Origin of the sequence: Streptomyces nojiriensis (assembly GCF_017639205.1) — a bacterium.
GTDB lineage: Bacteria > Actinomycetota > Actinomycetes > Streptomycetales > Streptomycetaceae > Streptomyces > Streptomyces nojiriensis.
The window spans coordinates 8,398,221-8,413,249 of record NZ_CP071139.1 but is presented as its reverse complement, the minus strand read 5'-3'; the positions used below and the strand labels follow the sequence as shown (position 1 = coordinate 8,413,249).

The 15,029-nt window shown below is 72.4% G+C and carries 13 protein-coding genes; 8 read left to right on the top strand and 5 right to left on the bottom strand.

The window, feature by feature from the left end; translation table 11 throughout:
* Window positions 1-8: 8 nt before the first annotated feature.
* The 4 genes from JYK04_RS37980 to JYK04_RS37965 all read left to right on the top strand — a co-directional run bounded on the left by JYK04_RS37980 (window position 9) and on the right by JYK04_RS37965 (window position 6,760).
* Window positions 9-2,828 carry a SpoIIE family protein phosphatase gene (locus JYK04_RS37980; RefSeq protein ID WP_189744608.1) on the top strand — a complete coding sequence of 940 codons (2,820 nt, stop codon included), beginning with the start codon at window positions 9-11 and terminating at the stop codon, window positions 2,826-2,828.
* A 132-nt stretch (window positions 2,829-2,960) separates the two neighbouring features.
* On the top strand, window positions 2,961-4,511 hold the full coding sequence (locus JYK04_RS37975; RefSeq protein ID WP_189744268.1) for a sugar ABC transporter ATP-binding protein: 1,551 nt from the start codon (window positions 2,961-2,963) through the stop codon (window positions 4,509-4,511).
* Window positions 4,508-5,572 carry an ABC transporter permease gene (locus JYK04_RS37970; protein WP_189744266.1) on the top strand — a complete coding sequence of 355 codons (1,065 nt, stop codon included), beginning with the start codon at window positions 4,508-4,510 and terminating at the stop codon, window positions 5,570-5,572. Before JYK04_RS37975 ends, JYK04_RS37970 begins: the two co-directional genes overlap by 4 nt.
* Window positions 5,573-5,605: 33 nt before the next feature.
* Window positions 5,606-6,760, top strand: a complete 1,155-nt coding sequence (locus JYK04_RS37965; RefSeq protein WP_189744263.1) for a substrate-binding domain-containing protein — start codon at window positions 5,606-5,608, stop codon at window positions 6,758-6,760.
* 72 nt (window positions 6,761-6,832) lie between these two features.
* On the opposite strand, the gene JYK04_RS37960 is transcribed toward JYK04_RS37965, so the two are convergent.
* On the bottom strand, window positions 6,833-7,570 hold the full coding sequence (locus tag JYK04_RS37960; protein ID WP_189744261.1) for an NPP1 family protein: 738 nt from the start codon (window positions 7,568-7,570) through the stop codon (window positions 6,833-6,835).
* A 373-nt stretch (window positions 7,571-7,943) separates the two neighbouring features.
* Between JYK04_RS37960 and JYK04_RS37955 the strand changes: the two genes are divergently transcribed.
* On the top strand, window positions 7,944-8,363 hold the full coding sequence (locus JYK04_RS37955) for a hypothetical protein (RefSeq protein ID WP_189744259.1): 420 nt from the start codon (window positions 7,944-7,946) through the stop codon (window positions 8,361-8,363).
* 96 nt (window positions 8,364-8,459) lie between these two features.
* Here the strand turns inward: JYK04_RS37955 and JYK04_RS37950 are convergent, their stop codons facing one another.
* Window positions 8,460-9,119 carry a TetR/AcrR family transcriptional regulator gene (locus tag JYK04_RS37950; protein WP_189744257.1) on the bottom strand — a complete coding sequence of 220 codons (660 nt, stop codon included), beginning with the start codon at window positions 9,117-9,119 and terminating at the stop codon, window positions 8,460-8,462.
* A 171-nt stretch (window positions 9,120-9,290) separates the two neighbouring features.
* On the opposite strand from JYK04_RS37950, the gene JYK04_RS37945 reads away from it, so the two are divergent.
* Window positions 9,291-10,409 (top strand): serine hydrolase domain-containing protein, encoded by a 1,119-nt coding sequence (locus tag JYK04_RS37945; RefSeq protein ID WP_189744255.1) that lies wholly within the window; start codon window positions 9,291-9,293, stop codon window positions 10,407-10,409.
* Between the two features lie 264 nt (window positions 10,410-10,673).
* Here the strand turns inward: JYK04_RS37945 and JYK04_RS37940 are convergent, their stop codons facing one another.
* Window positions 10,674-11,543, bottom strand: a complete 870-nt coding sequence (locus JYK04_RS37940) for an SDR family oxidoreductase (protein WP_189744253.1) — start codon at window positions 11,541-11,543, stop codon at window positions 10,674-10,676.
* A gap of 87 nt (window positions 11,544-11,630) precedes the next feature.
* On the opposite strand from JYK04_RS37940, the gene JYK04_RS37935 reads away from it, so the two are divergent.
* A complete protein-coding gene (locus tag JYK04_RS37935) occupies window positions 11,631-12,122 on the top strand; it encodes a MarR family winged helix-turn-helix transcriptional regulator (RefSeq protein WP_189744251.1) in 492 nt (163 codons plus the stop codon).
* A gap of 45 nt (window positions 12,123-12,167) precedes the next feature.
* Here the strand turns inward: JYK04_RS37935 and JYK04_RS37930 are convergent, their stop codons facing one another.
* Together JYK04_RS37930 and JYK04_RS37925 are read right to left on the bottom strand one after the other, a co-directional pair.
* Window positions 12,168-12,575, bottom strand: a complete 408-nt coding sequence (locus JYK04_RS37930) for a DUF3224 domain-containing protein (protein WP_189744248.1) — start codon at window positions 12,573-12,575, stop codon at window positions 12,168-12,170.
* A gap of 80 nt (window positions 12,576-12,655) precedes the next feature.
* Complete coding sequence (locus tag JYK04_RS37925) at window positions 12,656-13,297, bottom strand: TetR/AcrR family transcriptional regulator (protein WP_189744246.1); 642 nt, start codon at window positions 13,295-13,297, stop codon at window positions 12,656-12,658.
* A gap of 64 nt (window positions 13,298-13,361) precedes the next feature.
* Between JYK04_RS37925 and JYK04_RS37920 the strand changes: the two genes are divergently transcribed.
* Complete coding sequence (locus tag JYK04_RS37920; RefSeq protein WP_189744244.1) at window positions 13,362-14,984, top strand: FAD-binding oxidoreductase; 1,623 nt, start codon at window positions 13,362-13,364, stop codon at window positions 14,982-14,984.
* Window positions 14,985-15,029 lie beyond the last annotated feature (45 nt).

Here is a 15,029-nt window from a genome sequence, read left to right as displayed (position 1 = left end):
TGATGCACATGGGGGTCGTCGGGGACCGCATCGGCCCCGTGCGCTTCCGTGACCGATTCCTGCAAGGCGAGTCGGTCGAGGGGAGCGTGAGAAGTCCGATCCTGAGTTCGTGGCAGCGCAGCCGTCTGCTGGGGCTGTCGCCGGACCAGTCCGAGCTCCCCTTCCAGGAGGACGTCGACCTGGACGGTCCGCTGCTGCGCGCCGCAGAGCCCGTGCTCGACCGGCTCCAGGCCATCTTCGCGGGCAGCCAGACGAACATCAGCCTCGCCGACGGCCACGGCATGGTGCTCGCGCGCCGCTTCGGCGAGAAATCCATGGCCCGCCGTCTCGCCCCGATCCAGACCGTGCCCGGGTTCGTCTTCGCCGAGCAGTTCGCCGGGACGAACGGCATCGGCCTCACCCTCGCGGAGCGGCGGCTGTGCCAGGTCTACGGCGCCGAGCACTTCGCCGAGCGGTCACAGTCGAGCGCCTGTACCGCGATCCCCCTGCGCGACCAGCTCAGCGGGCACATCCAGGGCGTCCTGTGCCTCGGCTACCCCTACACCGAGGCCGACCCGGCGCTGATCCCCGTGGTGCGCAAGGCGGCCGAAGCCATCGAACGACGCCTGATGGACCAGAGTTCGGCGCGCGAGCACGGTCTGCTGCAGGCCTATCTCGACACCGCGAGCCTCGCCCTGAGCAGCGAGCACGGACTCGACGGGCACCCGGTCGCGATGGCCGACTTCCTCCAGAGCGAACTGGAGCAGAGCGACCAGGCCACCCTGAAGGAGAAGGCCACGGAACTGATGTCCGGGGACCGGAGGGCCGCCACCGAGGTGCCCTTGTCCCGCGGCCGGTGGGTCACGCTGGTCAGCCGCCCCGTGACGAGCGCCGCCGGGGTGGAGGGGGTCGTCGTCGAGGCACTGCTCCCCGAGGACTCGGAGCGGCACGCCCCCGCCCCCACCCACCCGCACGCCCCCTCCCCCGGCGCGGCGCCGCCCGGGCTCCACCCCCGCGTCACCCCCGGTCCGGAACCGGTGACGGTCCGCGCACCCGGCGCACCGCTCGCCGAAGGCCCCGCCGGGGAGGCCGTCGCGGCGCCCGCCGCCGGCCCCGCCCGGGGCCGGGTCAGGGGGCTGGTGCTGGTGGGCGAGCCCGAGGTGGGCAAGTACGCCGTCGCGGCGCGCCGGCGCCTGGAGTTGCTGGCCGAGGCCAGCAACCGCATCGGCACCACGCTGGACGTGAGCCGCACCGCCTGGGAGCTCGCCGAGACGGCCGTCCCGAGGTTGGCCGATTTCGTCACCGTCGACCTGCCCGGGGGCGTACTCCTCGGGGAGGAGTCCCCCCACCCCACCACCGAGATGCACCGCACGGTGGTCCACGGCATCCGCGAGGACTGCCCCTTCTACCCGGTCGGCTCGCAGATCAGCCTGCGGCCCACCACGCCCCACATGCGCTGCATCGCCACCCGGCAGCCGGTGCTCGAACAGGATCTGAAGGCCGCCTTCGGCTGGATCGCCCAGGATCCCCAGCACGCCGAACTGCTCCTCGCCCACAACATCCACTCCCTGATCACCGTCCCCCTGCTCGCCCGTGGCGCCGTCCTCGGCGTCGCGAGCTTCTACCGCTCGCAGGACCCGGCCCCCTACGGGGACGACGACCGTTCCCTGGCCCAGGAACTCGCCGCCCGCGCCTCCCTCTGCATCGACAACGCCCGCCGCTACACCCGCGAACACACCCTCGCCCTGTCCCTGCAGCGCAGCCTGCTCCCCCGCGACCTCCCCGAGCAGAGCGCCGTCGAGGTCGCCCACCGCTATCTGCCCGCCGAGTCGGGCGTGGGCGGCGACTGGTTCGACGTCATCCCCCTGTCCGGGGCCCGGGTCGCCCTCCTCGTCGGCGACGTCGTCGGCCACGGACTGCACGCCGCCGCCACCATGGGCCGCCTGCGGACCGCCGCCCGCAACTTCGCCGAGCTGGAGCTGGCCCCCGACGAGCTCCTCACCCACCTCGACAACCTGATGGTGCGCCTCGACCGGGAGGAGGGCGGGGACGGCCCCGGCTCCGCCAGCACCGGCATCGTCGGCGCCACCTGCCTGTACGCCATCTACGACCCCACCTCCCAGCAGTGCACGATGGCCCGGGCCGGCCACCCTCCGCCCGCGCTGGTCCGACCCGACGGCACGGTGTCCCTCCTCGACCTGCCCGCCGGTCCCCCGCTCGGCCTCGGCGGCCTGCCCTTCGAGTCGGCCGAGATCCGGCTCCCCGAGCACAGCCAGCTCGTCCTCTACACCGACGGGCTCATCGAGGACCGCCACCGCGACATCGACGTGGCCCTCGACGCCCTGAACCGGGCGCTGGCCCACCCGGACCGGGCCCCGGAGGAAACCTGCCAGGCCGTCCTCGACGCCGTGGCACCCGAGCATCCTGACGACGACATCGCGCTCCTCGTCGCCCGCACCCACGCCGTACCCGCGGACCGGATCGCCACCTGGGAGCTGGCCGCCGACCCGGCACTCGTCTCCGAGGTCCGCGCGGCCTCCGTGAGCCAGCTGAACCGGTGGGGGCTGGAGGAGTCCGCGTTCGCCACGGAACTCCTGCTCAGCGAGCTGGTCACGAACGCCGTCCGGTACGGGACCGCGCCCATCCGGGTACGTCTCATCCACGACCGGAACCTGATCTGCGAGGTGCACGACGCCAGCAGCAGCGCCCCGCGCATGCGCCTGTCGGCCACCACCGACGAGGGCGGCCGCGGCCTCTTCCTCGTCGCGCAGCTCGCCCAGTCCTGGGGCACCCGCTACACCACCGACGGCAAGGTCATCTGGGCCGAGTGCAGCCTGGCCGCCGCATGACCCCCCGAGACTCCGTCCGTTCGGCCATTGGGGTCAGACAGCGCGCCGACATGCCGGGAATGCACTGTGATGTCCCCGTAGAGTGCCCCGTACCGTCGGGAAGAACTCGGAGGCCGACCCCCGGAGAAGTCTGTGCATGACGCTCCCGACACCTGGGCGAGTCCACCCTCGCAGTCCGGTGCCGCACCGCTCGTCCGCGTACGCGGCCTGAGCAAACGGTTCGGCGGCACGCTCGCGCTGGAATCGGTCGACCTCGACATCCGGCGCGGCAGCGTCCTGGCCCTGCTCGGCCCCAACGGAGCCGGGAAGTCCACCCTCATCAAGGTGCTCGCCGGAGTGCACCGGGCCGACACCGGCCAGGTCACGGTGGCCGGCCATCCCCTCGGCAGCCACGCCGCCACCCGGAACATGTCCTTCATCCACCAGGATCTCGGCCTCGTCCCGTGGATGACGGTGGCCGAGAACATCGCCCTGGGCACCGGCTACCCCCGCCGCCGCGGACTGATCTCCTGGCGGCGGACCCGGAAGCGCTGCGACGACGCCCTGCGGATCGTCGCCGGGCACCTGGACGCCGATGCCCGGATCGCCCGCCTCGGCCCCGCCGAGCGCTCGCTCGTCGCCATCGCCCGCGCCCTCGCCACCCGGGCCGAGCTCATCGTGCTCGACGAGCCGACCGCCACCCTCCCCGCCGCCGACTGCGCGCGGCTCTTCGACGTACTCCACACCCTGCGCGACCGCGGCCACGGCATCCTCTACGTCAGCCACCGGCTCGACGAGGTCTACCGGGTCGCCGACACCTTCGCCGTCCTGCGGGACGGCCGGCTCGTCGACCGGGGCCCGCTCGCCGGTCACAGCCCGGACCGGCTGGTGCACGCGATCGTGGGCCACGCACCGGCCGGACGGGCGCCGGGCACTCCCCCTGCCGCCGGCCCGCACCTGCTGAGCCTCGACAGGGTGCGGACCGGGTCCACCGGAGAGGTCAGTCTGGAGCTGCGCGCCGGTGAGATCCTCGGCATGGTGGGCCTCACCGGCGCCGGCCACATGGAGCTGGGCCGCGCCCTCGCCGGCGCCCGGCCGATCCTCGGCGGGCAGGTGCTGCTCGACGGCCGGCCGTACCACCCGCACACGGTCCACTCCGCACTCGAACGCGGCGTCGGCTTCGTGGCGGCCAACCGCCAGGAGGAGGGCTGCGCCGCCGACCTGACCGTACGGGAGAACTTCCTGGCGAACCCGCGCGCGTCCGGCGCGCCGGCGGCGCACTGGATCAGCCCCCGCCGCGAGCGCGCCCAGGCCACCGCCCTCATCGACCGGTTCTCGGTGCACCCCCGCGACAGCGAGGTACCGATCGCCACCCTGTCCGGCGGCAACCAGCAGAAGGTCATGGTCGGCCGGTGGCTCCGGGGGCACCTGCGCCTGCTCGTCCTGGAGGAGCCGACCGCCGGTGTGGACGTCGGGGCCAAGGCGACCGTCCACCGGCTGCTCTACGACGCGCTGGCCTCGGGCCTGGCGGTCCTGCTCATCTCCACCGATTTCGAAGAGGTCGCGGACGTGTGCCATCGCGCCCTGGTGTTCGTCCGCGGGAGCGTGAGCACCGAGCTGAGCGGTGCGGCCCTCACGGTCGCCGAGCTCACCCGAACCGCCTCGGCCATGCCCGCGATCACCGGCCCCACGACGGACCGATGACCATGCCCCCTTCCTCTTCCCCGTCCCCGCCCCCGTCCCCGCCCCCCTCGCCCTCGCCCTCGTCTTCTCGTCCGTCCCCGCCGCGGTCCCTGCTGGACCGCCTGCGGGGCCACCACATCGGCACCTACGGCCTGCTCGTCCTCGCCGTCCTGCTCTTCCTGGTCTTCTCCCTCGTCCTGCCGGACACCTTCCCCACCCGGGACAACGTCTCCTCGATCCTGTCCAACCAGTCGATCCCGGCCATCCTGGCCCTCGGCGCGACCATCCCCATCGCCACCGGCAAGTTCGACCTGTCCATGGGCTACGGCCTCGGCCTGGCCCATGTGATGGTGCTGAAGCTCATCGTCGACACGGGCTGGCCCTGGCCGCTCGCCTGCCTCACCGTGGTCCTCGGCGGGGCACTGGTCGGCGTCCTCAACGGCGTCATCGTCGAGTACGTACGGATCGACTCCTTCATCGCCACGCTCGGCACCGGCAGCATGATGTACGCCGTCACCGGCTGGATCACCGACGGCTCCCGGATCGTCCCCGGCCCGGACGGCCTGCCGACCGCCTTCACCGGCCTCTACGACTCCCGGTTCCTCGGGCTGCCGCTGCCCGCCTACTACGTCCTGGCCCTCGCGGCCGCGCTCTGGGTGGTCCTGGAACGGCTGCCGCTCGGCCGGTACATGTACGTCATCGGCTCCAGCCGGCGCACCGCCGACATCATCGGCATCCCCAGCCACCGGTACTCCGTCTACGCCTTCGCCGGATCGGGCCTGGTCACCGGCCTCGCCGGGGTCCTCCTCGCCGCCCAGCAGCAGACCGGCAACCCGAGCGTCGGGCTGGACTACCTGCTCCCCGCATTCGTCGGCGCCCTGCTCGGGTCCACCACGATCAAACCCGGCCGCGTCAACGCCCTCGGCACCGTCGTGGCGGTCGCGGTCCTCGCCATCGGCCTCGCCGGCATCGGCCAGCTCGGAGCCGACTTCTGGGCCACGCCCCTGTTCAACGGGGCCACCCTGCTCATCGCCGTCGGCCTGGCCGGCTACTCCGCCCGGCGCCGGCTGCGCACCCCCTAGCAACGTCCGTACGCGCACCGCGTCAGGAGCACCGTGTACCCGAAGGACTCGCACTCTCACCGCAGGAGCACCCGCACGGCCGCGGCCGCACTGGCCGCGGCCGCCGCCCTCGTCGCCGGCTGCGGGAGCGGCGGCCCCTCCACCGGAGCCGCGCCGCCCAAGGCCGGCTGCCCCACCGCCCTCGCGAACGCCAGGGCGGCCGTCGCGCGGGCCGAGAACACCGACGCCGCCTGGCACGGCCCCACCACCGGCCCCGCGGCGGTCCCCGGCAAGTCGATCGTCTACGTCGCGCAGACCATGACCAACCCCGGCGTCGCAGGCGTCGCGAAGGGCGTCGAGGAGGCCGCGAAGGCCATCGGCTGGCGGGTCCGGGTGATCGACGGTGACGGCACCCCGGCCGGCATCCAGGCGGCCCTCAGCCAGGCCATCACCCTGCGGCCCTCGGGCATCGTCATCGGCGGCTTCGATCCCCAGCTGACCTCGCAGCAGATGGCGCGGGCCGAAGCGGCGCACATCCCGGTGATCGGCTGGCACGCGGTGGGCTCCCCCGGCCCGAGCGAGAGACCGAAGCTGTTCACCAACGTCACCACCAAGGTGGAGGACGTGGCGAGGATCAGCGCGGACTGGATCATCGCCCGGTCCTCGGGTGATGCCGGAGTCGTCCTCTTCACCGACGACTCGATCCCGTTCGCGAAGAACAAGGCCGAGCTGATCCGCGAGGGGCTCGGCGCCTGTTCCGGTGTACGGCTCCTGAGCTACGAGAACATCCCCATCCCCGACGCCGCGATCCGCACCCCGCAGGCGGTCTCCTCGCTGCTCTCCCGCTTCCAGGACGAGTGGACGTACTCCGCCGCCATCAACGACCTCTACTTCGCGGACGCGGCCCCGGCCCTGCGCGCGGCGGGCAGGCCGGGCTCCGGACCGCCCTTCAACATCGGTGCGGGCGACGGCGACCCCTCCGCCTTCCAGCGGATCAACAGCGAGCAGTTCCAGGCCGCCACCGTGCCCGAGCCGCTGAACGAGCAGGGCTGGCAGATCATCGACGAGTTCAACCGCGCCTTCGCGGGCCGGCCGGCCAGCGGCTACGTGGCCCCCGTGCACATCGCCACGGCCGACAACAGCGACGGCGCCACGTCCTGGGACCCGACCGGCTACCGCGAGGGGTACCGCAGGATCTGGGCGGGCTGACGACACGGCACAGGGGGCACCGGCCCCGCGCGGGTGCGGGACCCATGCCGGTGCCTCCCTGCCTGCCGGGTTCTACTGGTACGGGTCGAAGGGGATCCCCGCCGGCTTGGCCTCCGCCAGGTGGGAGGCGAAGGAGCCGTCCTTCAGACCGAAGTGCGCGCTGCCGAAGTCGGCCTGGGTGAGCTTGTCCCGCACGGTCGCCGGGTAGCCCGACCACCCGACGAGGGTGGGGAACTGCCAGGCGCGGCGGTGGTTCTCGGGCGGCTCGTCGTTGGTGTTCGCGGCGCGGAAGCAGTGCGTGCCGATGCCGTCCTTGTGATAGACGATCTTGGGGTGGTTGCCGTCCCAGCGGATCTGGTCGCGCGAGTGGACGTTGAAGTCGCCGTGGGCGGAGGTGGCGACGTACTTGGCCTCGTTGCCCTGGATCCACACGACCACGTGCTCCCAGTCGTGTCGGTGGCCGCCGAGCTCGATGCCGGGCAGGGCCTGGTCCTTCTCGAAGTAGAGCGCGTACATGACGGCGCACCAGCCGTTGTTGCAGGCCCAGCGGGAATAGCCGTTGGTGTTCTCGAGGTCGGAGGCGTCCCGGCAGTTGCCGTTGAGGGCGCCGGTGGGCTTGAGCCCGCCGTTGAGGACCCCGCTCGCGCTGATGGCGGGCGTCGGGTAACAGCCGTCGGTGTCGTAGTCGTAGGCGGGCTGGTAGGTCAGCTCGATCGCTTCGGCTCTGCCGGGAAGCGCCGGGGGCGGCGCCGCGAAGGCCACCTGGGGAACGGCGACGACCACCGCGAGGGCGGCACCGATGACCACCATCGATCTCCGGATATGACGGTTCGTCCGCAAAACGGGCCTCCTGGCCGACCGGGTGCGAGGGGGGTGGACGCATCACGGCGGAACACCGCCGACCGACGCGCAGCGAGCATCATTCGCGAACCGGGGCGACACGGCAAGGGGCCGCACAGACTCGGCTCCTTGCGTACCGAGGAGCCGGATGGGCCTTGTGGACAAGGAAATTGACAGAATGTCAGATATGTTCGCTCACGAGCCGGGCGCAGCCCGCCTCCCGCCCGCCGCCGAGCAGCCGCTGAGCAGCCGCTGAGCAGCCGCTGAGCGAAGCTCGACGGAATGATTTCACCGAAGTCGCATTCCGGCCCGCGGCGTCGCCGCCGCCTCCTAAAGTGGCCGCATGGATGACGAGTCGCCCAAGACGGTGCGGGACCTGATGTTCGTGGAGCGTCCGGCCGAGACGCATTTCCCGGAGTCGAGCACCCCTGGGGCCCTTCGTGGTCTTGCGCTGGATGACGACAATGCGCTGGTCACGCACGCCGATCTGTTTCCGGCCAACGTGGCTGCGATCACGGCGGCCGTCGCCCTCCTGGGCGCGGGCGCCGCCCTGGGCGTCGCCGCCACCAAGGCCGCACCGCACGTCAAGAGCAAGCTGAACGACCTCAGGTCGAAGCTGAGCCGCAAGGCGAACGCCACCACCGAGGCCACCGTCCTGGAGGCCGAGCCCGAGCAGGCCGACGTCATCCGACTTCGCCCCCGCACGCTCCCCTCGGCGGGCTCCGGCTCAGCCGCGCGGAGGAAGGATGACGCTGCGGGCTGACATGGCGCTCGCGGGCCGGGCCGACGATGCACCAGCCGCCCCGTCCCAGGTGCGCGGCGCATTGGACTCCGTTGACCGGCCCGGGACCCAGGCCGCCTAGCTCGGGCGGATCGCGGCCTCGATGTCGGCGAGTTGGGCGGCGAGGATCTCTTCGAACGCGGCGCGGCGCTCCGCACCGAGGGGGCGGACGTCGCGGGCGAAGTGGGCCAGGGCCGGGAAGCGTTCGGGATCGGCGCCGAGTACCGCCACGCGGAACAGCTCCATGCCTTGTTCGTGCTCTTCGGGGGTGACGGCGCTGACTCCGGCCTCGGAGGCGATCAGCGCTGCGACGAGGACCGCCAGCCGGTGGTAGCGCAGCGGGATCTCTTCGTCGGGCAGCCCCGACGCGCGCAGGGCCTGCAGCACCTCTTCCACGACCAGCCGGGAACCGGCGCCGCCGGACGCGTACCGCCCCCAGACCGCGGCGAGCTGGGGCTGTCGGCCGAACGCCTCCCTGAGGCGCAGGGCCAGGGCGGTGATGCGCTGCTTCCAGTCACCCTCGGGGCGGTAGCCGTCCATCGCGGCCAGGAGAATCCGGTCGGCGACCGCACGCAGCAGTTCGGTCTTGCTGCGGAAGTGCCGGTAGAGGCTGGAGGAATCGGTCCCGAGGGCCGCGGCCAGCTTGCGCACGCTGAACGAATCCGCGTCGCTCGTGCGCAGCAGCTCGGCCGCCGCATCCAGGATCTCTTCGGTTGACCAACGCCTTCGGCCTGCCATTTTGCTCCTCTCGCCGGATCTCATCCTACCTGTGCACTCGGTGTTGCACGCGCCGCGTGCATAATGAGGACATGAGCATGCCGGGCGGGCCGGCATGCCACTCGTGCCCTGTTGTCCGGGTCAGGCGACCGATGCGGAGCCCACCCCGGGGAAGACGAAAGGACGCATGACGTGAAGAACCCACTGGATGGCGCTGCGCTGGACGCAGCCCTCGAAAACGTCCACCGAGCCGGAATGCCGGGCCTGTTCGCCGAGGTGCGGGACGGCGACCAGGTCTGGCGCGGTGCCGCCGGGGTCGCCGACCTCGCCACCGGCCGCCCCGTCACCGCCGACATGCGCCACCGCGTCGGCAGCATCACCAAGACCTTCACCGTCGCCGCGGTCCTGCAGCAGGTCGAAAGCGGTCTGATCGGCCTCGACACACCGATCGGGCGACACCTTCCGGGGCTGGTTCCCGGAGAACGCGGTGACGCGATCACCGTCCGCATGCTGATGAACCACACGAGCGGCCTCGCCGAGTACCTCCCGTACGCCTACCCCTCCCTCAAGGCGTTCCCCCACCTCGCGGACACCGGACCCCAGAGCCTGGACGACCACCGGTTCACCTGGTTCGACCCCACCGAACTGATCGAGATGGGGGTCACCGCACCCGCGGTCGGCCACCCGGGCGGGCGGCCGGGGGTGTACTCCAACACCAACTACCTGCTCCTCGCCCAGCTCCTGGAACAGGTGACCGGCACCACGGCCGAGCAGTACATCACCCGGAACGTCATCGAGCGCGCCGGGCTCCGGGACACCGAACTCCCCGTCGGACCGTACGTCGACGGGCCGCACTCGCAGCTCTACGAGGCATGGTTCGGCATGATCGACCCACCGCGGGACTACAGCGTCTACAACATGTCATGGGCGATTCCGGCGGGCTCCCTGATATCGACCGTCGCGGACCTCAACCGTTTCTACGGCATGCTGCTGGCCGGGGAGATCGTCGGCCCGTCGTCGCTCGCGCAGATGCAACGCACGGTCCCGGTCGTCTCCCAAGAGGGGAAGACGATCGACTACGGCCTCGGCCTGCACCCGATGGAGGGTCCCGGTCAGGGCGTCTTCTGGGGCCACGGCGGCACGGTCTGGGGTGGTGGAGCGCTGGCCATGACCCGTGCCGACGGCAAGCGGCAGATGGCGGTCGCGGTGAACATGCAGAGGTGGAACAGGCTCGACTCCTCCGGCAAGCCGCAGCCCCATCCCATCGACGACGCGCTCGCGACTCTGTACCACCTGGCGATGTACGGCTGACCGGGACCGGGCGTCAGCCGAGGGTGTTCATCAGGATGATGGCCAGGAGGTCCAGGAGAATGACGGCGACGACGGCGCCGATCATGAACCAGGCCCTGCGCGATTCGTCCATGCCTGCGAGTCACCTCCCGACCCGGGCGGGCCGCTGCGTGCGGTCCGGCCGACCGCACGCGGGACTCGTCCGCCTCCGGCCATCATGACCCGATTCCGGGCGGAGCACAGGTCGGGGGCTCCGCCCCCCGCGGCCGGGACGCTCGCGGCAGGTCAGGCGACCCAGGTTCCGGTCATGCCGACGACCGCCGAGCCGTCCTGGTCGGCCAGCTTGGTCCCCGTGAAGTCACGGGCCCACGGGGAGGTCTGGATACGGAAGGCGGGCCGGTCGGCGGTGAGCGCCTCCATGACGGACTCGGCCGCGCCGGCCGGAGTCTGCGCGCCGTTCAGGAACTGGCCGACCGTGCGCTCGACGTAGTGGCGCAGCGCGTCGGAGTACGGGCCGGCGGCGGCGATCCGGGCTTCGAGGTCGAGGCCGATGTTGTTCACGAACTCCGTCGCCACGGCGCCGGGCTCGATGACGGACACGCTCACACCGACGGCGCCGGCGACGGGGGCCAGGCTCTCCATGTACCCCTCGACGGCGAACTTCGCGGCGCAGTAGGCCTCGTTGAAGGGCTGACCGATGACGCCGCCGACGCTGGTGACCGTGATCAGGCGGCCGCCGGTGGCCCGCAGGTGGGGCAGTGCGGCCTTGGAGACGTTCAGCACGCCGAAGAAGTTGACCTCCATGACCTCACGGACGTCGGCCACGGATTCGAGCTCCAGGGTGCCCACGTGGCCGGCGCCGGCGTTGTTGACGACGGCGTCCAGCCGGCCGTAGTCGGCGATGACGCCCTCCACGGCGGCGGCGACGGAGGCTTCGTCGACGACGTCGAGCTGTCGGATGTCGAGCTCGACGCCCGCCTCGACGGCGGCCTTGCGCAGGGCGTCGGCGCGGCGGGTGTCGCGCAGGGTGGCGACCGTACGCCAGCCGGCCCGGGCGGCGGCGATCGCGGCCGCCAGGCCGATGCCGGAGGAGGTGCCGGTGATCAGAACGGTGCGGGCGGAGGTCGCGGAGGTGGCGGCGGAGGGGGTCGACATGGCGGGGCCTTTCACAGGGGTGATTTATGTGCGTGCACACACACTATAAAATTATGTGCGTGCGCACGCAAGCTCTAGACTGCCGACATGCCGAAGAAGCTCACCGAATCCGAGATGCCGGCGGCCGACTACGCCTTCTACGGGCTGGTGTGGGCCGGGACGGTCATGACCGATCGCGTCGACCGGGCCCTGGTCAAGGCCCACGACCTCCCCGTGTCCTGGTTCGAGGTCATGCTGTGGCTGGCCTCCAGCCCCGAGCCGGTGCCCGCCTCCGTACTCGGCAACAGCACCCTGCTCAGCCGCAGCCAGGTCTCCCGTGTCGTGGACGCCCTGCAGACCCGGGGCCTGGTGAGCCGCACGCCCTCGGCGCGCGACGCCCGGTCGGTGGAGGTCTCCCTCACCGAGGCGGGCCGCACGGTGTTCGCCGAGGCGGACGCCACCCGGCGCGAAGCCCTCGCCCCGGTCTTCACCGAGCTCCTCGACGAGAAGGACCTGGAGGCACTGGGCGCCGTATGGCGCAAGCTCAAGGCCGCGAAGGCGGCAGAGGCGGCGCAGGCCGATCAGGAGCGCGCCGGGTAGTCCCCCGTCCGGGAAGGGCTGCGGGCCGCCATCGACCTGACAGACTCAGCCGAGCTGGTAGTCGAACCAGATCCGGTGGGTGCCGTCCGCATCGACCGCCATGCCCCCGGCACCCTCGATTCCCGCCAGTGCGCCGGTGCCGCTGGAGGGCACGATGGTGAAGAACTCCGCGGTGCGGTCGCTGCCGGACGTGGTCGCCGAGTGCACGAAGTTGAAGGACCCGTCCCGGCCGTTCAGTGAACCCTCGAAGGACTCCATGGCGACATAGGTGCCGACGCCGGTCCCCTGGTCGAACGCGGCGGTGAACAGGGTCGCGGAGCGGCCGGCCACTTCGCCCTCGAACGACTTCTCCATGGTCGCGACACCGACGGGGAGCCCGGTGGGGACGGCAGGCTCGGGCTTCAGCCCGGTCGGGACGAACGCTTTGACGGTGAACGTTCCAGTAGCTCTCATGGACCGACCGTAGCGGTGGGCACCGACAACGCGCCGCCGACCGGGACGCGCGGCGGCCGCACGCGGCGGCCGCGGCGCTGTCAGTCGAGGTGCCCGTCGGGGGTGAGGGTGGCGGCGGCCGCGAAAAGGCGGGCGCAGCGCCGCGTCATGGCCTCCGGCGTCTGCTCCGGGTGCTTGACCCACCAGCGGACGAGGGTGGCGACCAGGTCCCGCCACACGTACTTGAGCGCGTCGGCGTCCAGCGGGTCGGTGGATCCGGCCGCGCGCAGCAGTTCCGCGGTGCCGCCGGCGGCTAGCCGGTCGATGGCCGCCCAGTATTCCGAGGCCCGGCGCGCGGCCTCGCCGCCGGGCGGCAGGGTGGTGTCGTAGAGCACGAACCACGCCTCGCGCTGCCCCTCCAGCGCGGCGAAGATGCCGTGGAGCACGCGCAGCGGCGTGTGCGGGGCGGCCCCGCCCTCCCCCATCGCCGCGCGGACGGTGTCCAGCAGCCGGTCCCCGACCGGGACCAGGCAGGCCACGTACAGGTCCTCCTTGGTGCCGAAGTACTGGTGCAGCAGCGTCTTGGTGACTCCCACGCGCCCGGCGATCGCGGGGAGCGACGCGGCCGCGTAGCCGTGCCTGCCGAACTCCTCCGTGGCCGCCTCCAGCATCTGTTGGCGGCGGTGCTGCCGCGGGACTCCCTTGGTGCCGGCCTTCGAGGAATGCGAGGAGGGGGTTGCCATGAGCCGATATTATCAGTAGGTAATTTACCGCTAGGTAAATTACCTCGACCCCTGGAGCGCCGCCATGGCCGGCACCACCCCGCAGCCGCCGCAGTCCACGTCCCGCACCCGGTCCTGGTGGGGCTGGGGCTGGACGGACGCGCATCCCGACGACGCGGAATGCACCGCGATCGGCGCCCTGCTCCCCGGTACCCTCAGCCGCCCGCTCCCCGTGCCCCGCGTCCGCGACCTGGCCGTCGCGGGCCCCGCCGTCGAACCCCCGCCGAGCCTCGGCCACCTGGTCTCCGCCGATCCCGGGGACCGCGCCGCGCACGCCATGGGCAAGGCCTACCGGGACGTGGTGCGCGCCCTGCGCGGGCGCCCCGGCCGCATCCCCGACCTCGTCGCCCGCCCCACGGACGACCAGGGCGTGGCCGATCTGCTGGACTGGGCCGGTGAGCGGCAGGTCGCCGTCGTCCCGTACGGCGGAGGCTCCTCGGTCTCCGGAGGCGTCGAGTACCGCGGCGACGCCCACCGGGCCGTCCTGTCCCTGGACCTGACCGCCATGGGCCGCGTACTGGAGGTCGACACCGCGGGCCGGGCGGCGCGCATCCAGGCCGGCACCCTCGGGCCGAGCCTGGAGGACCAGCTGCGGCCCCACGGCCTCACCCTGCGGCACTTCCCGCAGAGCTTCGAGTTCTCCACGCTGGGCGGCTGGCTCGCCACCCGGGCCGGCGGCCACTACGCCACCGGCCGGACGCACATCGACGACTTCGTCCAGTCGCTGCGCGTCGTGACCCCGGCCGGCACCAGCAGCTCGTGGCGGCTGCCCGCCTCCGGGGCGGGCCCCTCCCCCGACCGCCTGTTCCTGGGCTCCGAAGGCGCCCTCGGCGTCATCACCGAGGCATGGGTACGCCTGCAGGAACGCCCCCGGCACAAGGCGTCCGCGGCGGTCGCGTTCACGGACTTCCAGGGAGCCCTCGGGGCGGTGCGCGCCCTCGCGCAGTCCGACCTCTCCCCCGCCAACTGCCGTCTGCTGGACGCCGGTGAGGCCGCGCTGTCGGGCGCGGCGCACGACGGCAGCTCCGTACTGGTCCTGGGGTTCGAGTCGGCGGACGAACCGGTGGCCGCCCGGCTCGAACGGGCCGTCGCGCTGGCCCGCTCGCACGGCGGCCGGCACGAGGGGACGGACGGGGCCGGCGGCCGGGAGGACGGCCCGGACGGCGACGCGGCCGTGCGCGCCTGGCGCTCGGCGTTCCTGCGGATGCCCTACCTCCGCGACGGTCTGGCCCGGATGGGCGCGGTCGCGGAGACCTTCGAGACGGCGGCCACCTGGGACCGTATCCCCGGCCTGATCGACGACGTACGCAGGGAGGTCGGCGAGGCCGCGGTCAAGGCCACCGGATTCCCGGCGACCGTCAACTGCCGTCTGACGCACGTGTATCCGGACGGCGCGGCGCCCTACTTCACCGTGCTCGCGGCCGGCCGGCCGGGTGACGAGGTCGCCGTCTGGGACGACCTGAAGGCCGTCGCGGGCGAGGTCCTGCACCGCCACCGGGCCACCATCACCCACCACCACGCGGTCGGCCGGGACCACCGCCCGGGCTATGACCGGCAGCGCCCGGAGCCCTTCGCCCTCGCCCTGCGGGCCGCGAAGGGGGCCCTCGATCCGCGCGGCATCCTCAACCCCGGTGTGCTCGTGGACTGATCGGGGCCCGTACACCCCGAAGGGGTCGGGTCCGCCGGACGACGG

What these genes read in the sequence shown, in the direction of transcription:
- JYK04_RS37980 (WP_189744608.1), top strand. Translation starts at nt 9, where the DNA reads ATGGGGGTCGTCGGGGACCGCATCGGCCCCGTGCGCTTCCGTGACCGA.
- JYK04_RS37970 (WP_189744266.1), top strand. Translation starts at nt 4,508, where the DNA reads ATGACCATGCCCCCTTCCTCTTCCCCGTCCCCGCCCCCGTCCCCGCCC.
- JYK04_RS37960 (WP_189744261.1), bottom strand. Translation starts at nt 7,570, where the DNA reads ATGGTGGTCATCGGTGCCGCCCTCGCGGTGGTCGTCGCCGTTCCCCAG.
- JYK04_RS37955 (WP_189744259.1), top strand. Translation starts at nt 7,944, where the DNA reads ATGGATGACGAGTCGCCCAAGACGGTGCGGGACCTGATGTTCGTGGAG.
- JYK04_RS37950 (WP_189744257.1), bottom strand. Translation starts at nt 9,119, where the DNA reads ATGGCAGGCCGAAGGCGTTGGTCAACCGAAGAGATCCTGGATGCGGCG.
- JYK04_RS37940 (WP_189744253.1), bottom strand. Translation starts at nt 11,543, where the DNA reads ATGTCGACCCCCTCCGCCGCCACCTCCGCGACCTCCGCCCGCACCGTT.
- JYK04_RS37935 (WP_189744251.1), top strand. Translation starts at nt 11,631, where the DNA reads ATGCCGAAGAAGCTCACCGAATCCGAGATGCCGGCGGCCGACTACGCC.
- JYK04_RS37930 (WP_189744248.1), bottom strand. Translation starts at nt 12,575, where the DNA reads ATGAGAGCTACTGGAACGTTCACCGTCAAAGCGTTCGTCCCGACCGGG.
- JYK04_RS37925 (WP_189744246.1), bottom strand. Translation starts at nt 13,297, where the DNA reads ATGGCAACCCCCTCCTCGCATTCCTCGAAGGCCGGCACCAAGGGAGTC.
- JYK04_RS37920 (WP_189744244.1), top strand. Translation starts at nt 13,362, where the DNA reads ATGGCCGGCACCACCCCGCAGCCGCCGCAGTCCACGTCCCGCACCCGG.